Raw genomic sequence first — 20254 nt, 5'->3', positions numbered from 1 at the left:
CCCGGCCCACGCGCCTGGCGTGGGCCGGGCGATAGTCCGTCAGCGTCCCGGCAGCAGGCTGCTGTCCGGCGATCCATCGGGATGAGCGAACCAGGACACGCGGTTCACTCCATCCGGGCAGCCCTTGCCCGCCACGTAGCCGGTCACCGCGCCGCTCTGCGTGGTGAGCGAGGCGCGGTAGCAGCTGCCCAGCGTGTCGTGGAAGGCGAACGCCTGCGCGCTCTGCTGCCCGCTATGGCCCGTGAGGTTGCCGCTGGCGTCGAAGGCCAGGGTGTCCTGCGTGTCGACCGTGTTGTCGACATCGGCGCCGTACACGGTCAGGCCCAGCAGACGCAGCTCGTCGCGCTGGCGATAGCCCTGGTGCACGGTGGACGCAGCGGTGGAACTGCCGTCGCTCGCCACCTGCTGGTTGTAGTCGAGCGAGAACGGATAGTTGAAATGCTCATGCCGCTCCGCCGTCAGGAAGTTGCCCAGGCGGCTCTGGCTGGTGCTCTCCGACCACGTGCGCTGCCAGGTCTGCTGGCGATAGGTGCTGCTGTTGATGGTGAAGGTCTGCTTGTCGTCGAAGCCGGTGTTCTGCGTCACCGTGCTGGTGATGCGGCCGTGCGAGGTATTGGCGTAGCCCTCGATGACGAAGCGGCGATCGAGCTTGGTGGTGACGGCGCCCGACACGTCGCCGTTGCTCGCCGTCGCCAGCGTGCTGCCGATGGTCGGCGTCGGCGCCTGGCCCACCAGCGTGTTGCGCGTGATCTTGCCGGTCACCTGCTTGGCATGCGCATCGCGATACACCAGCAACGCGGCGGTCGCGGAGAAATAGCTGTTGGCGCCCGCCACCTGCACGGCGACTTCATGCGGGTTGCCATCGCTGAGCTGCCCAGCGAATGGCGTCAAGTCCACGCGGTAGGGCAGGAAGTTCAGCGTCTGCACGCCCGGCGTCGGCCGCCACATGTAGGGGTCGATGCCGCCGGTATAGACCCACGGATACACCGGCGCGACGCCGGCCGGCGTGCCGTCGATGCTGATTTCCGCCTCGCGGAAATTGCCGCCGCCGCACTCGTTGGTTTGCGAGGCATACGCGTCGGGCACGCAGGTGTACCAGAACTCATCGCTGCTCTGGCTCTGGGTGAACACGTCCAGATAGGCGCGCTCCACGTTGGTGGGCAAGGTCAGCGTGCGGGCCAGCTTGTCGGCGGAGGTGTTGAGCGACACCGTGCTGCCCACCGCATCGCTGCCGAGCGGATACACCGCATCGGGCACGGCCGCCGCGCGGGCGCCCACCGAGGCCGGATAGAACAACAGGCGTGCAGTGCCATGGATCACGCCGGTGTAGGTGCTGTTGACCACGTTGCCGATGATGGCCTGGCCTTGGCCCGCGTTGCGCAGCAGGGCCGAGTAGTCCGTGAGGTCGCGCTCGACATGCCAGGCCGGCGAGACCGCCGCCGAAGGCTCCTGCGTGGTGCCGAAATACAGGTTGACGCCGCCCAACCACAAGGTGGCGGTGCGGTCGTACTGGCGGCCGGCCGTCACCGAGAAATCGGCTTCCAGCACCACCTTGGCCCACGCGCCCTTGCATGCGGTGGGCGGCGTGTAGCTGTACGGCCGGGTGTTGAAGTCGTCGAAGGTCACGTCGGTGAACAAGGTCACCACGCAGGGCTGGCCCGGCGGACGCGGTACGGTCGGGTCGGCCGTCGCGACATTGGTGGAACCGACGACCGGATCGGCCACCGCTTGCGTGACAAAGCCACCGGCCAGCGACGCCAACAACACGGCTGCCGCCGAATGACGGATGAAAGCCCCAGGCAACATGACGTTCTCTCCCCGCGATGTGCCCCCTGCGCCGCGCAAGCTAACACGATCCAAGGGCCGCGTGGACGTCCATACGTCCGCACGGCGCGACCGCAAGTTCCTGACGTGAAGGAATCGTCAGCCCAAGGGTGCGCCTGCACACAAACGCACAGGCGGGTGGCGGCATCGACGTCGTCAAGCCGCCGATTGCACAAGGGGTTGACGAGGGCTGTGCCCTAATCGCGGGTCACGGACCGTGGTGCGTCATTCTTCGACGTGCTGTTCGTTTGCGTCGCCGATGATGCATGCGCGTTGCGCACGGACGCATGGGGTGAACAGCGGCTTTTGCCCGGGGACACCGTTATGTGCGCGTGGTGGCGTGTTGCCGCGATGGCGGCGGTCACGTTGGCGTGGCCGGGCCTGCTCTGCGCGCAGCAGGAAGGCAACCGTTGGCCGACGGACGTATCGCGCGGCGACGCTTCCATGGGATTCGCCGCAGTACCGGCACAAGACGCGCAAGCCAGTTGGCCATCCATCACCGTTGCGCACGTCGGCTGGCCGGGCCTGGCCACCACGGAAGTTGTTCGACCGTGGAGCACGTTGCAGGGACGCTGGCATTTCGCGTCGCTGGTCGATCAGTCGTACGCCGCGGACTGGGCCGCTCCGGTGCCGTCCCCGATCACGGAAACAACCATCGTTCCGGTGGTGGCGAGTTATCGACTGGGCTCGTCGTACCGCATCGCCCTTTCCTGGGGCATCGTCTCGCATTCGCTCCATGCGGACGGCCGTGCAGCGGGCGTGTGGAGCATGAAACCCCGCGTGGCTTACACGCGGGAGTTGTCAGCGGAAAGCGTCGACTCGTCCACCATCGTGGCGGTAGGCACGTTCTCGCGCCAGGCCGTGGCGAACTACCAGAACGGCGCGGTGGGCCGCATCGAAGCGCTGGTCATGCGGCGCAACGCGGACGGCTGGGGCTTCGGTGGCGTCGCCGCCGCCATCCAGCCGTACAACACGATAACCACACCCATAGCCGGCCGGCTGCCCAACAGCACGAATGGCGGTGGCTATGCGCTGGGCGTGGGGCCGCAATTGAACTGGAGCACGCGCTGGATGGGCAGCGGCGTGGACGTGCAATACCGCTGGATCCACGAGTTCCGCGCGCCCAACGGCCACACCGATCAACCCATGCTGCTATCGGCCACGCTGCATCTGTGAGCGCTCAACCGAACTCACCGCGCAGTGCGGCATACACCGGATCGGTGTCCGGCCGCTTGCCATGCCACAGCTCGAAGGTATCGGCCGCGGTTTCGATGAGCATGCCCAGGCCGTCGAACGCGTAGCGCGCGCCGGCCGTGCGTGCCCATGCGAGGAAGCCCGTGGCCGCCGCGCCGTAGGACAGGTCATAGCAAAGCGCGCGGTTGCCGACGATGGCGAATGGCAGGTCGAGCGACTTGCCCAGCACGCCGGCCGAGGTCGCGTTGATGATCAGGTCGAACGCGCCCAGGTCGGCCAGGTCTTCCCAGTAGCGCGTATGCGCGCGCGCCGGTTCGCCGATGGCGTCAGCCAATACGTCGGCGGCCTCGGGCGTGCGGTTGACGATGGTCAGCGTGTCCACGCCGGCATCCAGCAGCGACCACGCCACGCCGTGCGCCGCGCCGCCCGCGCCCAGCAGCAGGGCGGTGTGGCCGCGCAAGTCCACGCTGTGTCGTTCGGTGATGTCGCGCACCATGCCGTCGCCATCGGTGTTGTGCGCGGCGAGTCGGCCGCCCGCCAGCGGAGTGAGCACGTTGGCGGTGCCGGCGCGGCTGGCGGCCTGGCTGCGTTCGTCGGCCAGGGCGAAGGCGCTCGCCTTGTGCGGCAGCGTCACGTTGGCGCCGCCGCCGCCGCTGGCGAAGAAATCGCGCACCGCCGCTTCGAAATCGGCCGGCGCCGCGTCGATGGTGCGGTACTCCAGCTCGATCCCGAACTGGCGCGCGAACGCCTGGTGGATGCGCGGCGACAGCGAATGGCTGATGGGGTGGCCGAATACCGCGAACTGTCCTGCACTCATGCGCGCTCCTGATGAAAGTCGGTGCCGCCCTAAGGCGGATTCCGGATGAACCGGACCGCCCATTTTAGCCTCGCAAGCCACGCCGCGTGTGGCATCGCAGGTTTTGAGATCGGCGCCGGGCACGCTTTGCCTCAACACGACGACGGACCACATCCATGCGCCCGACCACCCGCCTCGCCCATCACGAACGCCTGCTTGGTGCCGCCCTGTTGTGGCTGCTGGGCGGTGCCGCGCTGTTGCTGACCACCCTGGTGCCCGCCCACACGGACACCGTCGGCTGGACGCCCGCGTTCTGGCTGGTGGGCGCGCCGCTGGTGGTGCTGCTGGCACTGGAGCCGTCGCTGCCGCGCCAGCTGCTCGGCCTGCTGGCGCGCCCGCGCCGCCGCACGGCGGCCCGGCTCATCTGGAACTGAATTCACTTGGCAGTGGATGCCGCGGCAGGACCGCCGCGGCGTGGGGCTCCGTGCGATGGTGGGCACCTCGCCGGAGCGGCGCGATGGATCGCGCCCGCGTGACGGCAGTCCAGGGACGGACTGCCGGAATCCCCCCGCGGCGTGCGCGGATTATTCCGTGTCGCCCGCCCGCTTGAGCTCCATGCGCCGCAGGAACTCCCGCATGATGCGCTTGTAGAGCTCGTCGCCGAGATACTCGTCTTCGACGCCCGCATCGATGGACGGGTTGTCGTTCACCTCGATCACCACCGGCTTGTCGCCGACGCGCTTGATGTCCACGCCGTAGAGGCCATTGCCCACGGCCTGCGTGGCCTTGAGCGCCAGCTTCACCACGTCGGCCGGCGCCTTCTCGATGGGCAGCGTTTCCGATTCGCCGGACTTGGATGCGCCCTTGGCGCCATGGTTGTAGATCTGCCAGTGGCCGCGCGACATGAAGTATTTGCACGCGTAAAGCGGCTCGTTGTTGAGCACGCCGATGCGCCAGTCGAATTCGGTGTAGACGAATTCCTGCGCCAGCAACAGGGCGCTGTGCTGGAACAGTTCCGCCGTGGCCTTGGCCAGCGCCGCCTCGTTCTCCACCTTCACCACGCCACGCGAGAACGAGCCGTCCGGAATCTTCAGCACCAGCGGATAGCCGAGCTTCTCCGATAGCTCCTTCAAGCCCTTGGCGTCATCGCGGTAGAGGATCTCGGTGCGCGGCACGGCGAGTTTGCGCGACACCATCAGGTCGTTGAGGAAGATCTTGTTCGTGCAGCGCAGGATCGAGGCGGGATCGTCGATCACCACCATGCCTTCCTTCTCCGCGCGGTGCGCGAAGCGATAGGTGTGGTTGTCGCTGGCGGTGGTCTCGCGGATGAACAGGCCGTCGTATTCGGCCAGGCGCTGGTAGTCGTTCTTGCCGATGGGATCGACTTCGATGCCCAGTTCCTTGCCCGCCGCGATGAACAGCTTCTGCGCCTTCTTGTTCGACGGCGGCATCGCCTCGTGCGGGTCGACCAGCATGGCGATGTCGTAGCGGAACTGCCTGCGCGCCTTCGGCTTGCGCCAGAGCTTCTTGCTGAAGCGGTCCAGCTCCTCGGCGAAAGCGTCTTCCTGCGCATCGTCCAGCGAGTGCAGGCCCACCGGCTTGATGGCGCTGATCTGCCACACGCGGTCGCGCTCGAACTCGATGCGCAGCAGCGGGCAGGGGAACATTTCGAACACCTGGCGCGCCAGGTCCTGCAGCGCCGGGTGTGCCGTCTGGCCGAAGTAGACCAGGATGCCGAAGTCGGTGGTGTCGCGCCCGCCGGCCGGCAGGAAGTGGGTGAGCTTGGAGCTGAGGTCCTCGATCTCCAGGCCGTACAGCGAGCGGCGGCGCAGGTCGTTCACCGTGCGCACCGACGGCATCACGCGATGCCCGCGCGCCTCGGCCAGCAGCGAGACGTAATAGCCCGTGCCCAGGTACTTGTAGCTGCGGCACAGGTTGATGACGTGGGTGCGCTCATCGTCGACACCGACCGGTTCGCGCAGGTAATCCATCGCCGTGACCACGTCCGCGGACGGGTAGTAGACGCTCCAGTCGGAGGCCTTCTCGACAACAAGGACGAGACGGGTCATGACACCTCTGTCAGATGGAACCGAGGAGTGTCGTCACGCGGGGAAACGGGGCGGCACGGCGCAAGTGGCGCAGTGTGCGCACATGCGTGGCGCGGCACAAGTCGGCGCATCGGGCGGGCTCATAGGCGGTTCAAGTTGGCAGGCGCCGTCACCCCGCGTGTTCGCGCCATGCACCTTTTCGTTACATCCTGCGACGCGCGGCTTTCCGAGCTTGAACACGCTCTGACATGCGCCACACGTCATCGTTGCCCCAGTGGGTTGGGGGGACTACAGTGCGCGCCTTGTTTCATTGCGCGCCAGCGGGACCGCCCCTGATGACCCCCATGCCCGCGACCGCCGCCGTACGCGTGCGGCGTGCCGAACTTTCCGATCTCGACGACCTCGTTGCCCTGGAAGAGAGCAGCTTCGCCACCGATCGCCTGAGCCGTGCCCAGTACCGGCGCCACCTGGACAGCGAAAGCGCGCAGGTGCTCGTCGCCAGCGCCAATCACCGCCATTTCCTGGGCACCGCCGTGGTGTTCTTCCGCAAGGGCACGCAGGTGGCGCGGCTGTATTCCATCGCCACCAAGGCGGAAGCGCGCGGCAAGGGCGTGGGCTCGGCCCTGCTGGAGGCTGCGGAAAAGCTGGCGAAGCGCCGCCGCTGCACCTCCCTGCGCCTGGAAGTGCGCACCGACAATGCCGATGCGATCCGGCTGTACGAGCGCCTGGGCTATGTCCGCATGGGGCGGTATGCGCGCTACTACGGCGACGGAGCGGATGCCTGGCGGTACGAGAAAGTCCTGGACTGACGGCTCCCGCCTCTGTTCAAGGCAGGAGCCGCGCGTAGGCTGCATGCGCCATCAGAACGGCTGCGCGATCCGCTGCTCCGTCGCCTCGTCCGGCCGCGCGACCAGCGCGCCCGAGCGCATCAGGCTCACCGTGTAATGCCCCTGGTCGACCAGCGGCAGGAACACGCCGCTGCCGAACAGCACGTCGACGTCCGGAATCCAGCGCGGGTACTGCTTGTGCAGGTCGAGCAGGTCGACGTCGCCAGCTTCGCGGAAATCGACCGCCGTGCGCGGTGCATGCATTTCGTCGTTGGGGTCGTCGTAGCGGCCCGACAGGCGGTCGAGGCGGTAGAGCGGCGGCAGCAGGGGCGTCTTCCATTTCAGCACCACCGCTTCCACGCGCCACGCATCGCCGGATACCGGCACGCTGCGGATGGTGCCGTCGGGCCAGTGCAGCACGAGCAACCAGCGCTGCGGCGAAAGGATGCGCGCGTCGATGTCGACCACCGGGGCTTCTTCGGTGAGCAGGCGGTAGCCGCGCAAGGCCAGGCCCATGCCGGCCAGCGCCAGGGTGATCGCGAAGGCCACGAGCAGCAGCACGGCGCGGCCCGTCGCCGCCAGCCGCTGCCCGTAGTCGAGCCGATGGCGCAGCGCCACCAGCTGGAAGAGGGTGAACATCAGCGCGACCACTGCCAGGATCAGCAGGATCGTCGAGGGGAGGCGCAGCAGCGCGGTCCAATCCATCGTCGTACGTCTTTGGGCATTCAAACCGCGCAGGGCGGCGACGGCGGCATCATAGCGGCTGACGGGTCCCGCACGCCGGGATGAACCGCGCGAGTCGGCTCGCTCGCCACGTTTTATTGGCTTGCCTATACTGCGGCGGTTCCCGCCGGATACCCCGACATGCGCCGATCCCTCCTGCTGCTCCCGCTGTGCTCCGCTCTTGCCCTGCTCGCCGGGTGCGGCAACAAGGGACCGCTGTACATGCCCAAGGCGACGCCCGCCGCCACCGTGCATCCGGTCGCACCTGCGGCGCCTGTCGCCAAGCCTGCGGCACCGACCGCGCCGGCGGCTGCCGCGCCCGTGCCGGTGCATGGCTTCGTGACCGACATGCAGGCGTTCGACGCCTTCATCGATACGCACCCGACGCCGGAGCAGTTCCGCGCGGCCTATCCGGACGTGTTGCTGGTGCTGCCCGGCACCGTCGCCACGCGCGAGCTGCGCAGCAACAACAGCCGCTACTTTGCCGATGTGGACGCCAACGGCCGCATCACCGGCGGCAAGTTCATGTAATGCAGCTTTCGTTTTCCAAGATGCACGGCATAGGCAACGACTTCGTGATGGTCGATTGCCGCCAGCGTCCGTTTGTGCTGGACGCCGCGCAGATTCGCGCCATCGCCGACCGCCACACCGGCGTGGGCTTCGACCAGCTGATCAGCATCGAGCCGCCGCGTGATGCCTCGTGCGCGTTCTATTACGGCATCTGGAACGCCGACGGCTCGCCGTCGGGCCAGTGCGGCAATGGCGTGCGCTGCGTGGCGGCCTGGCTGCATCGCGCGGGCGAACTCGCCGTGGGCGACACGGTGCGGCTGGAAAGCCCGTCCGGCCCGGTGACGGTGCGCCTGAGCGGCCCGAACGCCGTCACGGTGGACATGGGCGTGCCCGTGCTGGAGCCGCCGCGCATTCCGTTCCAGGCCGACGCCGCAGCGGACCGCTACCCCATCGAGGTGGACGGCGAGACGCTGGAAATCGGCGCGCTGTCGATGGGCAATCCGCATGCGGTGGTGGTGGTGCCGGACCTTCAGGCGTCCGCGCTGGATCGCCTCGGCCCGCTGCTGACCGCGCACGAGCGCTTCCCCGAGGGGGTCAACACGGGCTTCGTGCAGAAGATCGACCGCGGCAAGCTGAACCTGCGCGTGCACGAGCGCGGCAGCGGCTGGACGCGCGCCTGCGGTACCGGCGCCTGCGCGGCGATGGCGGTGCTGCGCCTGCGCCACGAGGTGGACGATCAGGTTCGCGTCAGCCTGCCGGGCGGCACGCTGACCATCGACTGGGCCGGGCCAGGGCAGACCTTGTGGATGACGGGGCCGGCGACCTTCGTTTTCGAAGGCGAATGGCTGGGTTGACGCCTTCTCCTGTCCGTATCGGTTGAAAGCCGGTAGCCGGGCATCGCACACTCGGGCCCGCGACGCATCGACTCCTTCGAGGTAGACATGTCCGACACCGCCACCGCCGACACGCATTCCGCCAGCGACGTCGCGGACTACCTGCGCCGTCATCCCGAATTTCTCAGCGATTACCCCGACATTGCCGCGCAGCTCACGCTGCCGCGCGAGCAGGGGCGGGTCGCCTCGCTGGCGGTCTACCAGTTGCAAAGCCTGCGCGAGAAGAACGCGGAGCTGGAAAAGCAGCTCGCTTCGCTCATCGCCATCGCCGCCGAAAACGAGCGCCTGATGCAGCGCGTGCATGAGCTCAACCTGGCCGTGCTGCGCGCCGGCACGCCGGCCGTCGCGGCGCGCAGCGTGGTGGCGCGGCTGTCGGAGGATTTCCAGACCGACCAGGTGCGCCTGATGCTGTTCGGGCCCGCCGGCCTGCCGCCGGCCGACTGGCTGGTGCACGTTCCGGGCGGCCGCTCTCAGGTGCCGGAGTTCGCCGATTTCCTCGCCCACCACGAACCCATCGCGGGCCGCCTCTCGGCCGAGCGCCTGTATCGCCTGTTCGGCGACCATGCGCCGGAGATCCGCTCGGCCGCGATCATGCCGCTGGGCGAGTTCGGCATCCTCGCCATCGGCAGCGGCGACGCGGACCATTTCCAGCCCGGCATGGGCACGGTGTTCCTCAAGATGATCGCCGGCACCGTCACCGCCGCGCTGCTCCGTTCGCAGGAAGTGCTCTAGACGCTTTCCATGACCACGCCGCGGGAGCACGTCGACGCCTGGCTCGCCCGCCTTGCGGGAGAGAAGAAGGCGTCGGTGCATACGGTCGACGGCTACCGCCGCGACCTGGCCAAGCTGCTGCGCTGGATGGAGGCGCAGGGCGTCGCCGGTTTCAACGCGCTGGAGCCCAACCGCATGCGCGGCTTCGTGGCCGCGGAGCATCGCGCCGGCCTGTCGCCGAAAAGCCTGCAACGGCTGCTGTCGTCCTGCCGCAGCCTGTTCCGCCAGCTCACCCGCGAAGGGCTGCTGGACCACGATCCGCTCGCCGGCGTGCGCGGGCCCAAGGTGCACCGCAAGCTGCCGCAGGTGCTCGACGTGGACGAAGCCACCTCGCTGGTGGAAACGCAGACCGAGGGCGCGCTGAACCTGCGCGACCGCGCGATGCTGGAGCTGTTCTATTCCTCCGGCCTGCGCCTGTCCGAACTCACCGGCCTGCGCTGGATCGACCTGGATCTGCAGCAGGGCGAGGTGCGTGTGCTGGGCAAGGGCAGCAAGACGCGCATCGTGCCGGTGGGCCGTCACGCCATCGCCGCGCTGCGCGCGCTGGGCGAGGCGGAAGGCATGGTGCCGGAGCAACCCGTGTTCAAGGGCCGCGGCGGCGCGCCCATCAGCCCGCGCACCGTGCAATTGCGCATGAAGACGCTGGCGCTGCAGCAAGGCATCGCCAAGCGCATCCATCCGCATCTGCTACGCCATACCTTCGCCAGTCACATGCTGGAATCCTCTGGCGACCTGCGTGCGGTGCAGGAGCTGCTCGGCCACGCCGACATCGCCACCACGCAGATCTACACGCATCTGGATTTCCAGCATCTCGCGCGCGTGTACGACGCCGCGCACCCACGCGCCAAGCGGAAGTAGAGCGAGAAGTGAGTGAAGAGTAGTGAGGAGTGAGAGCGAGCGCTGCGAGACTGAGGCGGTTTTCTCTCACTACTCACTCCTCTTGACTCACTCCTGGCTCCTCGCTCCTTGGTTTCCGCCAGCCCGGCCCCACCTCAGGCGAATTCACTCTTTACGGAGTCCCTCATGGAATCCTTTCACGCCACGACCATCGTCTCGGTGCGCCGCCACGGGCGCGTCGTGATCGGTGGCGACGGCCAGGTCACCCTCGGCAACACGGTGATGAAGGCCAATGCCCGCAAGATCCGCCGCCTCGGCAAGGGCAACGTGCTGGCCGGCTTCGCCGGCGCCACCGCGGACGCCTTCACCCTGTTCGAGCTGTTCGAGCAGAAGCTGGACAAGCACGGCGGCAACCTCACCCGTTCGGCCGTGGAACTGGCCAAGGAATGGCGTACCGACCGCCGCCTGGGCCGCCTGGAAGCCATGCTCGCCGTGGCCGACAAGGACGCCTCGCTGCTGATTTCCGGCAACGGCGACGTGCTGGAGCCCGAACACGGCCTGATCGCCATCGGCTCCGGTGGCCCGTACGCGCAATCGGCCGCGCTGGCGCTGCTGGAGAACACAGAGCTCGATTCGCGCGCCATCGTGGAGCGCGCGCTGAAGATCGCCGGCGACATCTGCATCTACACCAACCACAACACGTCGATTGAGGAGCTGGACATAGGGCAGGGGGAATAGGGCACAGCCCGCTCCCTTTCACGACACCGCAGCCCGCGTTCCTATTCCCGACACCCTATTCCCGGCAAAGACATGAGCGAACTGACACCCCGCGAGATCGTCAACGAACTCGACCGCTACATCATCGGCCAGCACGACGCCAAGCGCGCCGTGGCCATCGCGCTGCGCAACCGCTGGCGCCGCATGCAGCTGGAGCCGACCCTGCGTGACGAAGTCACGCCCAAGAACATCCTGATGATCGGCCCCACCGGCGTGGGCAAGACCGAGATCGCCCGTCGCCTCGCCACGCTGGCCAACGCGCCGTTCGTGAAGGTGGAAGCCACCAAGTTCACCGAGGTGGGCTACGTGGGCAAGGACGTCGAATCCATCGTCCGCGACCTGGCCGACGTGGCCTACAAGCTCACACGCGAGCAGGCCATGAAGCGCGTGCGCACCCAGGCCGAGGACCGCGCCGAGGACCGCATCCTCGACGCCCTGCTGCCGCGCCGCCAGACGCCCACCGACTGGACCCACGACGCCGCGCCCAGCGCCGAGCAGAACGACACCCGCCAGAAGCTGCGCAAGCAGCTGCGCGAAGGCGCGCTGGACGACCGCGAGATCGAGCTGGATTTCGCCATGAACGTCGGCGTGGAGATCATGTCGCCGCCGGGCATGGAGGAAATGGGCCAGCAGCTGCGCCCGATGTTCCAGAACATCGGCGGCGCCAAGACCCAGCAGCGCAAGGTCGCCATCAAGGCGGCCCGCCCGATGCTGGTGGAGGAAGAGGCCGCCAAGCTGCTCAACGAGGAAGAGGTGCGCGCCCAGGCCATGCAGGCCGCCGAGCAGAACGGCATCGTCTTCATCGACGAAATCGACAAGGTGGCCCAGCGCTCCGAGTTCGGCGGCGCCGGCGTGAGCCGCGAAGGCGTGCAGCGCGACCTGCTGCCGCTGGTGGAAGGCTCCACGGTGTCGACCAAGTACGGCCCGATGAAGACCGACCACATGCTGTTCATCGCCTCCGGCGCGTTCTCGCTGGCCAAGCCTTCGGACCTGATTCCGGAACTCCAGGGCCGCCTGCCGATCCGCGTGGAGCTGTCGGCGCTGTCGGTCGAGGACTTCAAGCGCATCCTGCGCGAGCCGCATAACGCCTTGACCAAGCAGTACATCGCCCTGCTGGGCACGGAGGGCGTGACGGTCGAATTCACCGATTCGGGCATCGACCGGCTGGCCGAGGTGGCCTTCCACGTGAACGAGCGGACCGAGAACATCGGTGCACGCCGCCTTCACACGGTGATGGAGCGGCTGCTGGAGAAGATTTCCTACGAAGCTGCTGACAAATCCGGCGAAAACTACCTGATCGACGCCGAATATGTCGATAAAAACCTGGGAACGCTCGTCCAGGACGAGGATCTATCCCGTTACATCCTGTAAACAAGGGGAAAGCCCCGGGCTGGTAAAATTTTGTCCATGGGAAATGTGATTGAACTGAAGACCACCGGCCAGCGTGCGCAGCTGCGCGAGGCGCAGCAGAAGCACCAGCTGGTCCGGTTGTGGCGCGGCGAACTCGAACACGGCAGCTTCTGCGGTTACGTGGGCGGTGTGGGCCGCGAATTCTTTCTACTGTGGGTCGTCGGCGACGGCATCACCTATGACGGCATGTACGTGATGCGTCACCGCGACGTGTCCGAACTGGAAGCGCCGGACAAGCACGCCGTGTTCATGGAAAAGGCGCTGGCGATCAAGCACCTGATGCCGCGCCCGCCGCGGGGCTTCCCGCTGGACGACATCCGCAGCGTCATCCAGGCCGCTGCCGCCCAGGCGCCGGTGATCGGCGTGCACGTGGACAGCGAGGACGAGTCGGAGGTCTGCTACATCGGCCGCCTGATCAACGTCGAAGAGGACGGCTTCAACATGCAGGAGATCTCGCCCGACGCCGAATGGCTACGCGAGGCGTCGTTCTTCTCCTGGGACGAGGTCTCCACCGTCAGCATCGAGGACGGCTACGCCATGTCCCTGCTCGCCGTGGCCGGCAACCCGCCGCCGCTGGAACAGGGGGATTCGGGCGTGGGGCATGCGCAGTAACTACGGATTGATCGAACGACTGAAAAGGCCGCCCATGGGCGGCCTTTTTTCACGCTACCGGTCCGGCAGCTCCCAGCACCAGCCACCCTTCCTACCCGTCATTCCGACGCAGGCCGGAATCCAGTGGCGGAAACGGAAGGTTATCGCGTCAATGGACAAGACCCGTCGCTTCCTCGCTAAAACCCGACTCACGGTAGCTGGATTCCGGCCTACGCCGGAATGACGAGCAAAGATCACCGCGTCGTGGCTGCCGCCGCCGGCTGCACCACCGGCTTCGACGCCGCCGGCACCGCCGCACCCTTCACCTGCTGCTGGAAGAAATTCTCGATCAGGTGATACACGTGGCTGCGCTGTCCCGGCAGGTTCAGGCCGTGCTTGGCGCCCGGATACGCCATGAACTGGAACTGCGTGCCGCGTTTCTGCAACTCCGCCATCAGCTCGGTGGAATTGAGGAACAGCACGTTGTCGTCCGCCATGCCATGCACGAGGTACAGCTTCGAGGTCAGGCCATCCAGCCAGGCCAGCGGCGAGCTGCGGGTGTAGCCGGCGTCGTTGTCCTGCGGGCGGCCGAGGTAACGCTCGGTGTAGAAGGTGTCGTACAGGCGCCAGTTGGTCACCGGGGCCACCGCCACGCCGCCGGCCAGCTCGTCGGAGGCCTTGGCCAGCATCATGGTGGTCATGTAGCCGCCGTAGCTCCAGCCGAACACGCCGATGCGCTTGCCGTCGACCCAGGGTTGGGATTTCAGCCAGTGGATGCCGACCAGCTGGTCGTCCACTTCGGCCGCGCCCAGCTGCTGGTAGATCACGCTGTCGAACTGGCGGCCGCGGCGCGCCATGCCCCGATTGTCCAGGGTGAACACCACGAAACCCTGATTGGCCATGTACTGGTTGAAGTAATCGCCCCACTGGTTGGCGACCATCTGCGCGTGCGGGCCGCCGTAGTACATGTCGAAGACGGGGTATTTCTTCGCGGGGTCGAAGCCGGCCGGCTTGTACAGGCGGTAGTACAGGGTCTGCCCGTCGGCCGCCTTGAGCGTGCCGAATTCCGGCTTGATCAGGCTGTCGCGGTAGGGCCAGAACGGGTGCTTCTCGTCGAGCTTGTTGGGCTCGATCCAGGTGACCAGGCTGCCGTCCGCCTTGTGCAGGCTGACCTGCGGCGGCGTGTCCACGCTGGAGAAGTTGTCCAGGTAGAAGCTGCCGTCCGGCGCGAAGGTGGCCGCATGCATGCCCGCGCCCTGGCTCACGCGCACCGGTGCGCTGGCGTTGCTGCCGTCGAGCTTGAGTGCGTAGACCTGCTTTTCGGGCACGGCGTCCTTGTTGGAGGCGACGTACACCGTGCCGGCGTGTTCGTTCACCGCCAGCAGGCCGTCGATTTGCCACTCGCCTTCGCTCACCGCGTGCTTGAGCGTGCCGTCCAGGCCATACAGGTACAGGTGGTGGAAGCCGCTGCGTTCGCTGCCCCACAGGAAGCTCTTGCCGTCCTTGAGGAAGGTGAGGTCGTCGTTGAGGTTGATCCAGGTGTTGCTGGTTTCGGTAAGCAGGGTGCGCTGCGCCAGCGTCTTGGCGTCGACCAGGCGCAGGTCCAGCTTCTGCTGGCTGCGCGGCATGCGCTGGTAGCTGACGTGCTTGCCGTCCGGCAGCCAGTTCACGCGGACGAGGTAGATGTCCGGGTCCTTGCCCAGGTCGATCCAGCGCGGCTGGCCGCCGGCGGGGGACACCAGGCCCAGCTTCACCGCCACGTTCGGCGTGCCGGCGGCGGGATAGCGCTGGTCGATCACGTCGGTGTGGTCGGCGTAGAGCTCGGTGCGCTTGATCACCGGCACCCGGGCTTCGTCGTAGCGCTCGAAGGCGATGGCCGAATCGTCGGGGGCCCACCAGTAGCCGCTGCTGCGGTCCATTTCCTCCTGCGCGACGAATTCGGCCTCGCCGTTGTGCACGGTGCCGCCGCCATCGTGGGTGAGCTGCTTCGCCTCGCCATTGGTGAGGTCGATGACCCACAGGTTCTGGTCACGCACGTAGGACACGTAATGGCCCTTGGGCGAGATGCGCGGATCGATCACGTTGTCGCCGGTGTCCAGCTGCCTGGGCGCCGCATCGGGCGCGGCCAGCGTGTACACATAGAGCTTGCCGTTGATCGGGATCAGCAGCTGCTTGCCGTCCGGCGACCACTGGTAGCTCACGATGCCATGCAGGCCGGCGGTGCGTTCGCGCTCTCGGCGCGCCTTTTCCGCATCGGACAGCTGCTCGCCGTTGGGCTCGAGCTTCTTGGAATCCACCAGCAGGCGGGTCTTGCCGCCCTTGAGCTCGTATTCCCACAGGTCCAGCTGGTTCTGGTCGTCCGGCTTGGCGCGCAGGAAGGTGACGCGGCTGCCATCGGGCGATATCTGCAGGCCACGCGGCGCGGCACCGGCAAGGTTGCCACCGTCGAAGATGCGTTCGATCGTGAGTTTTTCGGCCATGGTCGGCAGGGCCACCATCGTCAGGGCGGCAAAGAGGAGGGCGCGCATGAATACTTCCTTGGGCGACGCGTCGAACGTAAGAACAAGCGGCGATTAGAACGCGTTGCGCGCGGGGAAACCAGGGATTTTTTCAGGAGTGAGTGAAGAGGAGTGAGTAGCGAGAGACGAGCAGGCGGCCTGTTGTTCTCTCGCTACTCACCTCATTTCCTCTCACTGCTGGCTTTTCGCCCCTTGGCCGAACAGCACTTTTCGGGCCTCTTCATCGGTGGTCAGGTCGAATTTCCCCTTGATTTCATCACCCAACGCATAGGCCCGCTGGGTCGCCGGCCGCTCGCGGATGGCATCGAACCAGGCCTTCAGGTGCGGGAAATCCTCCAGCGCCATGCCCTGGTTTTCATGGGGCACGATCCATGGATACGCGGCCATGTCGGCGATGGTGTAGTCCTTGCCGGCAATGAAGGCCCGGCCTTCCAGGCGTTTGTTCAACACGCCGTACAGGCGCCGCGTCTCGTTGACGTAGCGGTCGATGGCGTAGGGGATCTTCTCCGGCGCGTAGCGGTTGAAGTGGTGGTTCTGCCCGAGCATCGGCCCCAGCCCGCCCACCTGCCAGTACAGCCATTCCAGCACCGTGTATTTGCCGCGCACGTCGGTGGGCAGGAAGCGGCCGGTTTTCTCCGCAAGGTACTGCAGGATCGCGCCGGACTCGAACACGCTGATCGGATCGCCGCCGCCCGCCGGCGAGGTATCCACAATCGCCGGCATGCGGTTGTTCGGCGAAATGGCCAGGAACGAGGGCTGGAACTGCTCGCCCTTGCCGATGTTCACTGGCTTGATGGCGTACGGGATGCCGGCTTCTTCGAGAAACAGCGTGATTTTGTGCCCATTGGGCGTGGGCCAGTAATGCAGTTCGATCATGACATTGCCTTGGCGCGGACGGTTTGTTGATGGTCGGGGCGATAGGCTGGGAATCAAGCCAGGCCTGCCCGCAGCCACCGTCAACCGCCGCTGCGTCCCCGCGTTTTCGGCGGGAACATCCCAGGAGTGCCGCCATGAACCGCCTTCCCGCATTCGCCGCCTTTGCGCTGGTTGCCGCCCTGTCGGGCCCGGCCTTCGCCCAGCAGGACGCCCCGGCGACCGCGCCGGCCGGCCATCAGCACATGCACAAGTTCGACGCGCAGACGCAGCTGCAGCACCTGACCAAGCAGCTTCAGCTGACGCCGGACCAGCAGGCCAAGATCGGCCCGATGCTGCAGCAACGCGATCAGCAGCTGCAGGCGCTGCAGGGCGACACCAGCCTCAAGCCCGCCGACCGCCGCGCCAAGGCCATGTCGATCATGCAGGACAGCCAGAACCAGATCGGCGCCGTGCTGACGCAGGAACAGAGCGACAAGTGGAAGGCCATGCGCGAGAAGGCGTTGGAGCACGCGCAGGAGAAACACGGCCAGCAGGTGCCCGCCGCGCCGGGCAGCAACGGCGGCTGAGCCGCCTCAGCGCACCGATGATCTGTTGAGGCCCGCGAGATATCCCGCGGGGATGCCATCGCTTATCCTCCCTCTTTCACGCAAGCAGCAAGGGATGGAGCAGGTATGGCACGCGTCGTCGTGGTCGGCAGCATCAACATGGACCTGGTGACGCTGGCGCCGCGCTTCGCTGCGCCCGGCGAAACCATCCTCGGCGAGCGTTTCCTCACCGTGCACGGCGGCAAGGGCGCCAACCAGGCCGTGGCCGCCGCGCGGCTCGGCGCCGACGTCGCCCTGGTCGGCGCCGTGGGCGACGACGCCTTCGGCGCGCAACTGCACGAAGGCCTCGCGCGCGAAGGCGTATCGCTCGAACACGTCACCCGCATCGCCTACTGCGGCAGCGGCACCGCCTCCATCACCGTCGCCGAAGGCGACAACCACATCATCATCGTGTCGGCCGCCAACGCCCGCGTGACACCCGCACAGGTCGAACGCGCGCAATCCACGCTGGCCAGCGCGGACGCAATCCTCGTGCAGATGGAAATCCCGCTGGAAACGGTCGAAGCCACGCTGCGCCTCGGCCAGCGCCTGGGCAAGCCGGTGATCCTCAACCCCGCGCCCGCGCAGAAACTGCCGGCGGAATGGCTGAAGCTCGCGCGCTACCTCACGCCGAACCAGCATGAACTGGCCATCCTGCTGGGCGCCGACAGCAACGAGGATTTCCGCGCGCTGATGCAACGCGCACCCGCGCCCGTGGTGCTCACCCGTGGCAGCGACGGCGCGTGGTTCCGCGATGGTGGCGAACCGCAGCATCAAGCCGGCTTCAAGGTCGATGTGGTCGACACCACCGGCGCGGGCGATACCTTCAACGCCGCGCTCGCCGTGTTCCTGCACGAAGGCCTGCCCGCTGCCGTGCGCAAGGCATGCGCCGCCGCCGCGCTTTCCGTCACGCGGCTCGGTGCGCAGGGCGGCATGCCACGCAGCGGGGAACTCGAAGCTTTCCTGGCCGCCCAGGCGAGCTAGTCGAACCATCGCATAGCCTGCGCCCCTACCTGCTCCGGGTGGGGGCGGTGGTCGCGTCCTCCTTTCAGAATCCTTCGCTTGCCATCCCTGCGATGCCAATCGAGAAAGGAGCCGCACCATGACGTTGCCCCGCCTGATGATCGCCCTCGCGATGAGCCTGAGTCCGTTCGCCGTCCTGGTCGCGCAGGACGCGCCCGGCGACGCCACCGACGCGACCCGCGCATCCAACGCCGCCGTGTTGCAGCAGCTCGATTTCACCGACCGGCAGGATTTCGAGGACGCCCAGCGGGGCTTTGTGGCGACCACGCCCGATCTTCAGCTGAAGAATGCCCAGGGCCGCGCGGTGTGGACGCTGCAGGGCTTCGACTTTCTCAAGGGAGACACCGCACCGGCCACGGTGAATCCCAGCCTGTGGCGGCAGGCGCAGCTCAACCAGTTCAACGGTTTGTTCAAGGTGGTCGATCGCGTTTATCAGGTACGCGGCTTCGACCTTTCCAACATGACCATCGTGGAAGGCGACAAGGGGTTGATCCTGATCGATCCGCTGCTGTCGTCGGAAACCGCGGAGGCGGTGATGGCGCTGTACTACCAGCACCGGCCGAGGAAACCGGTGCTGGCGGTGATCTATACGCATAGCCACGGGGATCACTTCGGCGGCGTCAAAGGCGTGATCTCCGAAGACGACGTGCGGGCCGGCAAGGTGCGGGTGATCGCGCCATACGGCTTCCTCGCCGAAGCGGCCAGCGAGAACGTCTACGCAGGCGCGGCCATGGCGCGCCGCGGCCTGTACCAGTTCGGCGTGCTGCTGCCGCGCAACGAACGCGGCCTTGTCGACGACGGCCTTGGCAAGGCCGCCTCGTTCGGCTCGACCACGCTGATTCCACCTACCGACCTCATCCGCAAGACCGTCGAAACGCGCGCCATCGACGGCGTGCAGATGGAATTCCACCTGGCGCCGGGCACCGAAGCGCCCGCGGAAATGCTGATCTATTTCCCGCAGTTCAAATTGCTCGACACCGCCGAGGACGCCACGCACACCCAGCACAACCTGTACACGCTGCGCGGCGCGCAGGTGCGCGATGCCAGGACGTGGTGGAAAACGCTCAACCTGATGCTCGACCGCTATGGCGCGAACACCGACGTGATCATCGCCCAGCATCACTGGCCCATGTGGGGCCAGCAGCGCATCAACCAGTTCCTGGCCGACCAGCGCGACATGTACAAGTACATCCACGACCAGACGCTCAACCTGGCGAACCAGGGCCTGACCGCCACCGAAATCGCCGAGCGGATCAAGCTGCCGCCGGGCCTGGCCGACAAGTGGTACAACCGCGACTACTACGGCTCGGTGAACCACAACGCCAAGGCGGTCTACCAGCGTTACCTCGGCTGGTACGACGGCAACCCCGCGCACCTGTATGCGCTGCCGCCGACCGAATCGGCCAAACGCTACGTGGAATACATGGGCGGCAGTGCGGCCATCATCGCCAAGGCACGACAGTCCTACGCCAAGGGCGACTACCGCTGGGTGGCCGAGGTGATGAATCAGGTGGTGTTTGCGGAGCCCGACAACCGCGACGCGCGGAACCTGGAAGCCGACGCGCTCGAACAGCTCGGCTACCAGAGCGAGGATGCCATCTGGCGTAATAATTTCCTGATGGGCGCCAACGAACTACGCCACGGCAAACCCAAGATCCACGTGCCCGGCGTCGCCACGCCCGACGTGGTGCAGGCCATGACGCCCGACATGCTGCTCGACTACATGGGCATTCGCCTCGATGGCACGCGGGCCAACGGCAAGACGGTGCGCATCAACTGGGTCCAGCCCGACACGCACCAGGCCATCGGTATCACCCTGCACAACAGCGTCCTGATCTACGACGAAGCCAGGCCGGTAAGCGAGCCCGATGCCACCCTGACCGCCGATAAAGCCCAATTCGCCCGGCTGGCGATGGGCTCGGGCACATTGGATGAGCTTGTCCAGGCCAACCAGGCGAAGGTGAATGGCGACGCGGGCAAACTCGCCGAACTGTTCGGCCTGCTCGACCGTTTCGATGTGATGTTCAACCTCATCGAGCCGTGAGCGACGA

General features: G+C 66.8%; 19 protein-coding genes. 13 read left to right on the top strand and 6 right to left on the bottom strand.

The window, feature by feature from the left end; translation table 11 throughout:
* Positions 1 to 39: 39 nt before the first annotated feature.
* The gene (locus tag BDW41_RS14455) at positions 40 to 1806 is read right to left on the bottom strand and encodes a peptide-N4-asparagine amidase (protein WP_074549583.1); all 1767 of its coding nucleotides are present in this window, start codon (positions 1804 to 1806) and stop codon (positions 40 to 42) included.
* Between the two features lie 342 nt (positions 1807 to 2148).
* Here BDW41_RS14455 and BDW41_RS14450 point away from each other — a divergent pair, with 342 nt between their 5' ends.
* A complete protein-coding gene (locus BDW41_RS14450; protein WP_146217360.1) occupies positions 2149 to 3000 on the top strand; it encodes a hypothetical protein in 852 nt (283 codons plus the stop codon).
* A 4-nt stretch (positions 3001 to 3004) separates the two neighbouring features.
* On the opposite strand, the gene aroE is transcribed toward BDW41_RS14450, so the two are convergent.
* The gene (gene aroE / locus BDW41_RS14445) at positions 3005 to 3835 is read right to left on the bottom strand and encodes a shikimate dehydrogenase (protein ID WP_074549579.1); all 831 of its coding nucleotides are present in this window, start codon (positions 3833 to 3835) and stop codon (positions 3005 to 3007) included.
* Positions 3836 to 3990: 155 nt separating this feature from the next.
* Between aroE and BDW41_RS14440 the strand changes: the two genes are divergently transcribed.
* Complete coding sequence (locus tag BDW41_RS14440; protein WP_074549577.1) at positions 3991 to 4248, top strand: hypothetical protein; 258 nt, start codon at positions 3991 to 3993, stop codon at positions 4246 to 4248.
* Positions 4249 to 4398: 150 nt separating this feature from the next.
* Here the strand turns inward: BDW41_RS14440 and BDW41_RS14435 are convergent, their stop codons facing one another.
* Positions 4399 to 5883, bottom strand: a complete 1485-nt coding sequence (locus BDW41_RS14435) for a RimK family protein (RefSeq protein ID WP_074549575.1) — start codon at positions 5881 to 5883, stop codon at positions 4399 to 4401.
* Positions 5884 to 6197: 314 nt separating this feature from the next.
* Between BDW41_RS14435 and BDW41_RS14430 the strand changes: the two genes are divergently transcribed.
* Positions 6198 to 6671: a GNAT family N-acetyltransferase gene (locus tag BDW41_RS14430; RefSeq protein WP_074549573.1), complete on the top strand. Its 474-nt coding sequence runs from the start codon at positions 6198 to 6200 to the stop codon at positions 6669 to 6671.
* A gap of 51 nt (positions 6672 to 6722) precedes the next feature.
* Here BDW41_RS14430 and BDW41_RS14425 read toward each other — a convergent pair whose 3' ends face one another.
* Positions 6723 to 7394 (bottom strand): hypothetical protein, encoded by a 672-nt coding sequence (locus tag BDW41_RS14425; RefSeq protein ID WP_074549571.1) that lies wholly within the window; start codon positions 7392 to 7394, stop codon positions 6723 to 6725.
* A gap of 159 nt (positions 7395 to 7553) precedes the next feature.
* On the opposite strand from BDW41_RS14425, the gene BDW41_RS23735 reads away from it, so the two are divergent.
* The 7 genes from BDW41_RS23735 (at position 7554) to BDW41_RS14390 (ending at position 13222) form a co-directional block, all read left to right on the top strand.
* Positions 7554 to 7943, top strand: a complete 390-nt coding sequence (locus tag BDW41_RS23735) for a lipoprotein (protein ID WP_083337689.1) — start codon at positions 7554 to 7556, stop codon at positions 7941 to 7943.
* On the top strand, positions 7943 to 8776 hold the full coding sequence (gene dapF / locus BDW41_RS14415) for a diaminopimelate epimerase (RefSeq protein ID WP_074549569.1): 834 nt from the start codon (positions 7943 to 7945) through the stop codon (positions 8774 to 8776). The genes BDW41_RS23735 and dapF overlap by 1 nt, the downstream gene beginning before the upstream one ends.
* An 87-nt stretch (positions 8777 to 8863) precedes the next feature.
* Complete coding sequence (locus BDW41_RS14410) at positions 8864 to 9547, top strand: DUF484 family protein (RefSeq protein WP_074549567.1); 684 nt, start codon at positions 8864 to 8866, stop codon at positions 9545 to 9547.
* Between the two features lie 9 nt (positions 9548 to 9556).
* Complete coding sequence (gene xerC, locus BDW41_RS14405) at positions 9557 to 10444, top strand: tyrosine recombinase XerC (protein ID WP_074549565.1); 888 nt, start codon at positions 9557 to 9559, stop codon at positions 10442 to 10444.
* A 165-nt stretch (positions 10445 to 10609) separates the two neighbouring features.
* Positions 10610 to 11161 (top strand): ATP-dependent protease subunit HslV, encoded by a 552-nt coding sequence (gene hslV / locus BDW41_RS14400; protein ID WP_074549563.1) that lies wholly within the window; start codon positions 10610 to 10612, stop codon positions 11159 to 11161.
* Positions 11162 to 11233: 72 nt separating this feature from the next.
* Positions 11234 to 12571 carry an ATP-dependent protease ATPase subunit HslU gene (gene hslU / locus BDW41_RS14395; protein WP_074549561.1) on the top strand — a complete coding sequence of 446 codons (1338 nt, stop codon included), beginning with the start codon at positions 11234 to 11236 and terminating at the stop codon, positions 12569 to 12571.
* 36 nt (positions 12572 to 12607) lie between these two features.
* Complete coding sequence (locus tag BDW41_RS14390) at positions 12608 to 13222, top strand: hypothetical protein (protein WP_074549559.1); 615 nt, start codon at positions 12608 to 12610, stop codon at positions 13220 to 13222.
* Positions 13223 to 13455: 233 nt separating this feature from the next.
* On the opposite strand, the gene BDW41_RS14385 is transcribed toward BDW41_RS14390, so the two are convergent.
* Together BDW41_RS14385 and BDW41_RS14380 are read right to left on the bottom strand one after the other, a co-directional pair.
* Positions 13456 to 15729: a S9 family peptidase gene (locus BDW41_RS14385; protein ID WP_074549557.1), complete on the bottom strand. Its 2274-nt coding sequence runs from the start codon at positions 15727 to 15729 to the stop codon at positions 13456 to 13458.
* Positions 15730 to 15891: 162 nt separating this feature from the next.
* Positions 15892 to 16596 (bottom strand): glutathione binding-like protein, encoded by a 705-nt coding sequence (locus tag BDW41_RS14380; protein WP_074549555.1) that lies wholly within the window; start codon positions 16594 to 16596, stop codon positions 15892 to 15894.
* A 134-nt stretch (positions 16597 to 16730) separates the two neighbouring features.
* Between BDW41_RS14380 and BDW41_RS14375 the strand changes: the two genes are divergently transcribed.
* The 3 genes from BDW41_RS14375 (at position 16731) to BDW41_RS14365 (ending at position 20247) form a co-directional block, all read left to right on the top strand.
* Entirely contained in the window at positions 16731 to 17162 is a 432-nt protein-coding gene (locus tag BDW41_RS14375) for a hypothetical protein (RefSeq protein WP_074549553.1), read from the top strand.
* Positions 17163 to 17267: 105 nt separating this feature from the next.
* On the top strand, positions 17268 to 18164 hold the full coding sequence (gene rbsK, locus BDW41_RS14370; protein WP_074549551.1) for a ribokinase: 897 nt from the start codon (positions 17268 to 17270) through the stop codon (positions 18162 to 18164).
* A 118-nt stretch (positions 18165 to 18282) separates the two neighbouring features.
* A complete protein-coding gene (locus BDW41_RS14365) occupies positions 18283 to 20247 on the top strand; it encodes an alkyl sulfatase dimerization domain-containing protein (RefSeq protein ID WP_083337688.1) in 1965 nt (654 codons plus the stop codon).
* Positions 20248 to 20254: the final 7 nt, after the last annotated feature.

Origin of the sequence: Dyella sp. AtDHG13 (assembly GCF_003201105.1) — a bacterium.
In the GTDB taxonomy this organism is placed as follows: domain Bacteria; phylum Pseudomonadota; class Gammaproteobacteria; order Xanthomonadales; family Rhodanobacteraceae; genus Dyella; species Dyella jiangningensis_B.
This window is presented reverse-complemented; position numbering and strand designations above follow the sequence as displayed.

Excerpts from the sequence above, each read along its gene's own strand:
- BDW41_RS14410 (WP_074549567.1), top strand. The coding sequence starts at position 8,864 with ATGTCCGACACCGCCACCGCCGACACGCATTCCGCCAGCGACGTCGCG.
- hslV (WP_074549563.1), top strand. The coding sequence starts at position 10,610 with ATGGAATCCTTTCACGCCACGACCATCGTCTCGGTGCGCCGCCACGGG.
- BDW41_RS14375 (WP_074549553.1), top strand. The coding sequence starts at position 16,731 with ATGAACCGCCTTCCCGCATTCGCCGCCTTTGCGCTGGTTGCCGCCCTG.
- dapF (WP_074549569.1), top strand. The coding sequence starts at position 7,943 with ATGCAGCTTTCGTTTTCCAAGATGCACGGCATAGGCAACGACTTCGTG.
- BDW41_RS14450 (WP_146217360.1), top strand. The coding sequence starts at position 2,149 with ATGTGCGCGTGGTGGCGTGTTGCCGCGATGGCGGCGGTCACGTTGGCG.
- BDW41_RS14390 (WP_074549559.1), top strand. The coding sequence starts at position 12,608 with ATGGGAAATGTGATTGAACTGAAGACCACCGGCCAGCGTGCGCAGCTG.
- BDW41_RS14380 (WP_074549555.1), bottom strand. The coding sequence starts at position 16,596 with ATGATCGAACTGCATTACTGGCCCACGCCCAATGGGCACAAAATCACG.
- BDW41_RS14385 (WP_074549557.1), bottom strand. The coding sequence starts at position 15,729 with ATGCGCGCCCTCCTCTTTGCCGCCCTGACGATGGTGGCCCTGCCGACC.
- BDW41_RS14430 (WP_074549573.1), top strand. The coding sequence starts at position 6,198 with ATGACCCCCATGCCCGCGACCGCCGCCGTACGCGTGCGGCGTGCCGAA.
- xerC (WP_074549565.1), top strand. The coding sequence starts at position 9,557 with ATGACCACGCCGCGGGAGCACGTCGACGCCTGGCTCGCCCGCCTTGCG.
- BDW41_RS23735 (WP_083337689.1), top strand. The coding sequence starts at position 7,554 with ATGCGCCGATCCCTCCTGCTGCTCCCGCTGTGCTCCGCTCTTGCCCTG.
- rbsK (WP_074549551.1), top strand. The coding sequence starts at position 17,268 with ATGGCACGCGTCGTCGTGGTCGGCAGCATCAACATGGACCTGGTGACG.
- BDW41_RS14440 (WP_074549577.1), top strand. The coding sequence starts at position 3,991 with ATGCGCCCGACCACCCGCCTCGCCCATCACGAACGCCTGCTTGGTGCC.
- BDW41_RS14425 (WP_074549571.1), bottom strand. The coding sequence starts at position 7,394 with ATGGATTGGACCGCGCTGCTGCGCCTCCCCTCGACGATCCTGCTGATC.
- BDW41_RS14435 (WP_074549575.1), bottom strand. The coding sequence starts at position 5,883 with ATGACCCGTCTCGTCCTTGTTGTCGAGAAGGCCTCCGACTGGAGCGTC.
- BDW41_RS14455 (WP_074549583.1), bottom strand. The coding sequence starts at position 1,806 with ATGTTGCCTGGGGCTTTCATCCGTCATTCGGCGGCAGCCGTGTTGTTG.
- aroE (WP_074549579.1), bottom strand. The coding sequence starts at position 3,835 with ATGAGTGCAGGACAGTTCGCGGTATTCGGCCACCCCATCAGCCATTCG.
- BDW41_RS14365 (WP_083337688.1), top strand. The coding sequence starts at position 18,283 with ATGACGTTGCCCCGCCTGATGATCGCCCTCGCGATGAGCCTGAGTCCG.
- hslU (WP_074549561.1), top strand. The coding sequence starts at position 11,234 with ATGAGCGAACTGACACCCCGCGAGATCGTCAACGAACTCGACCGCTAC.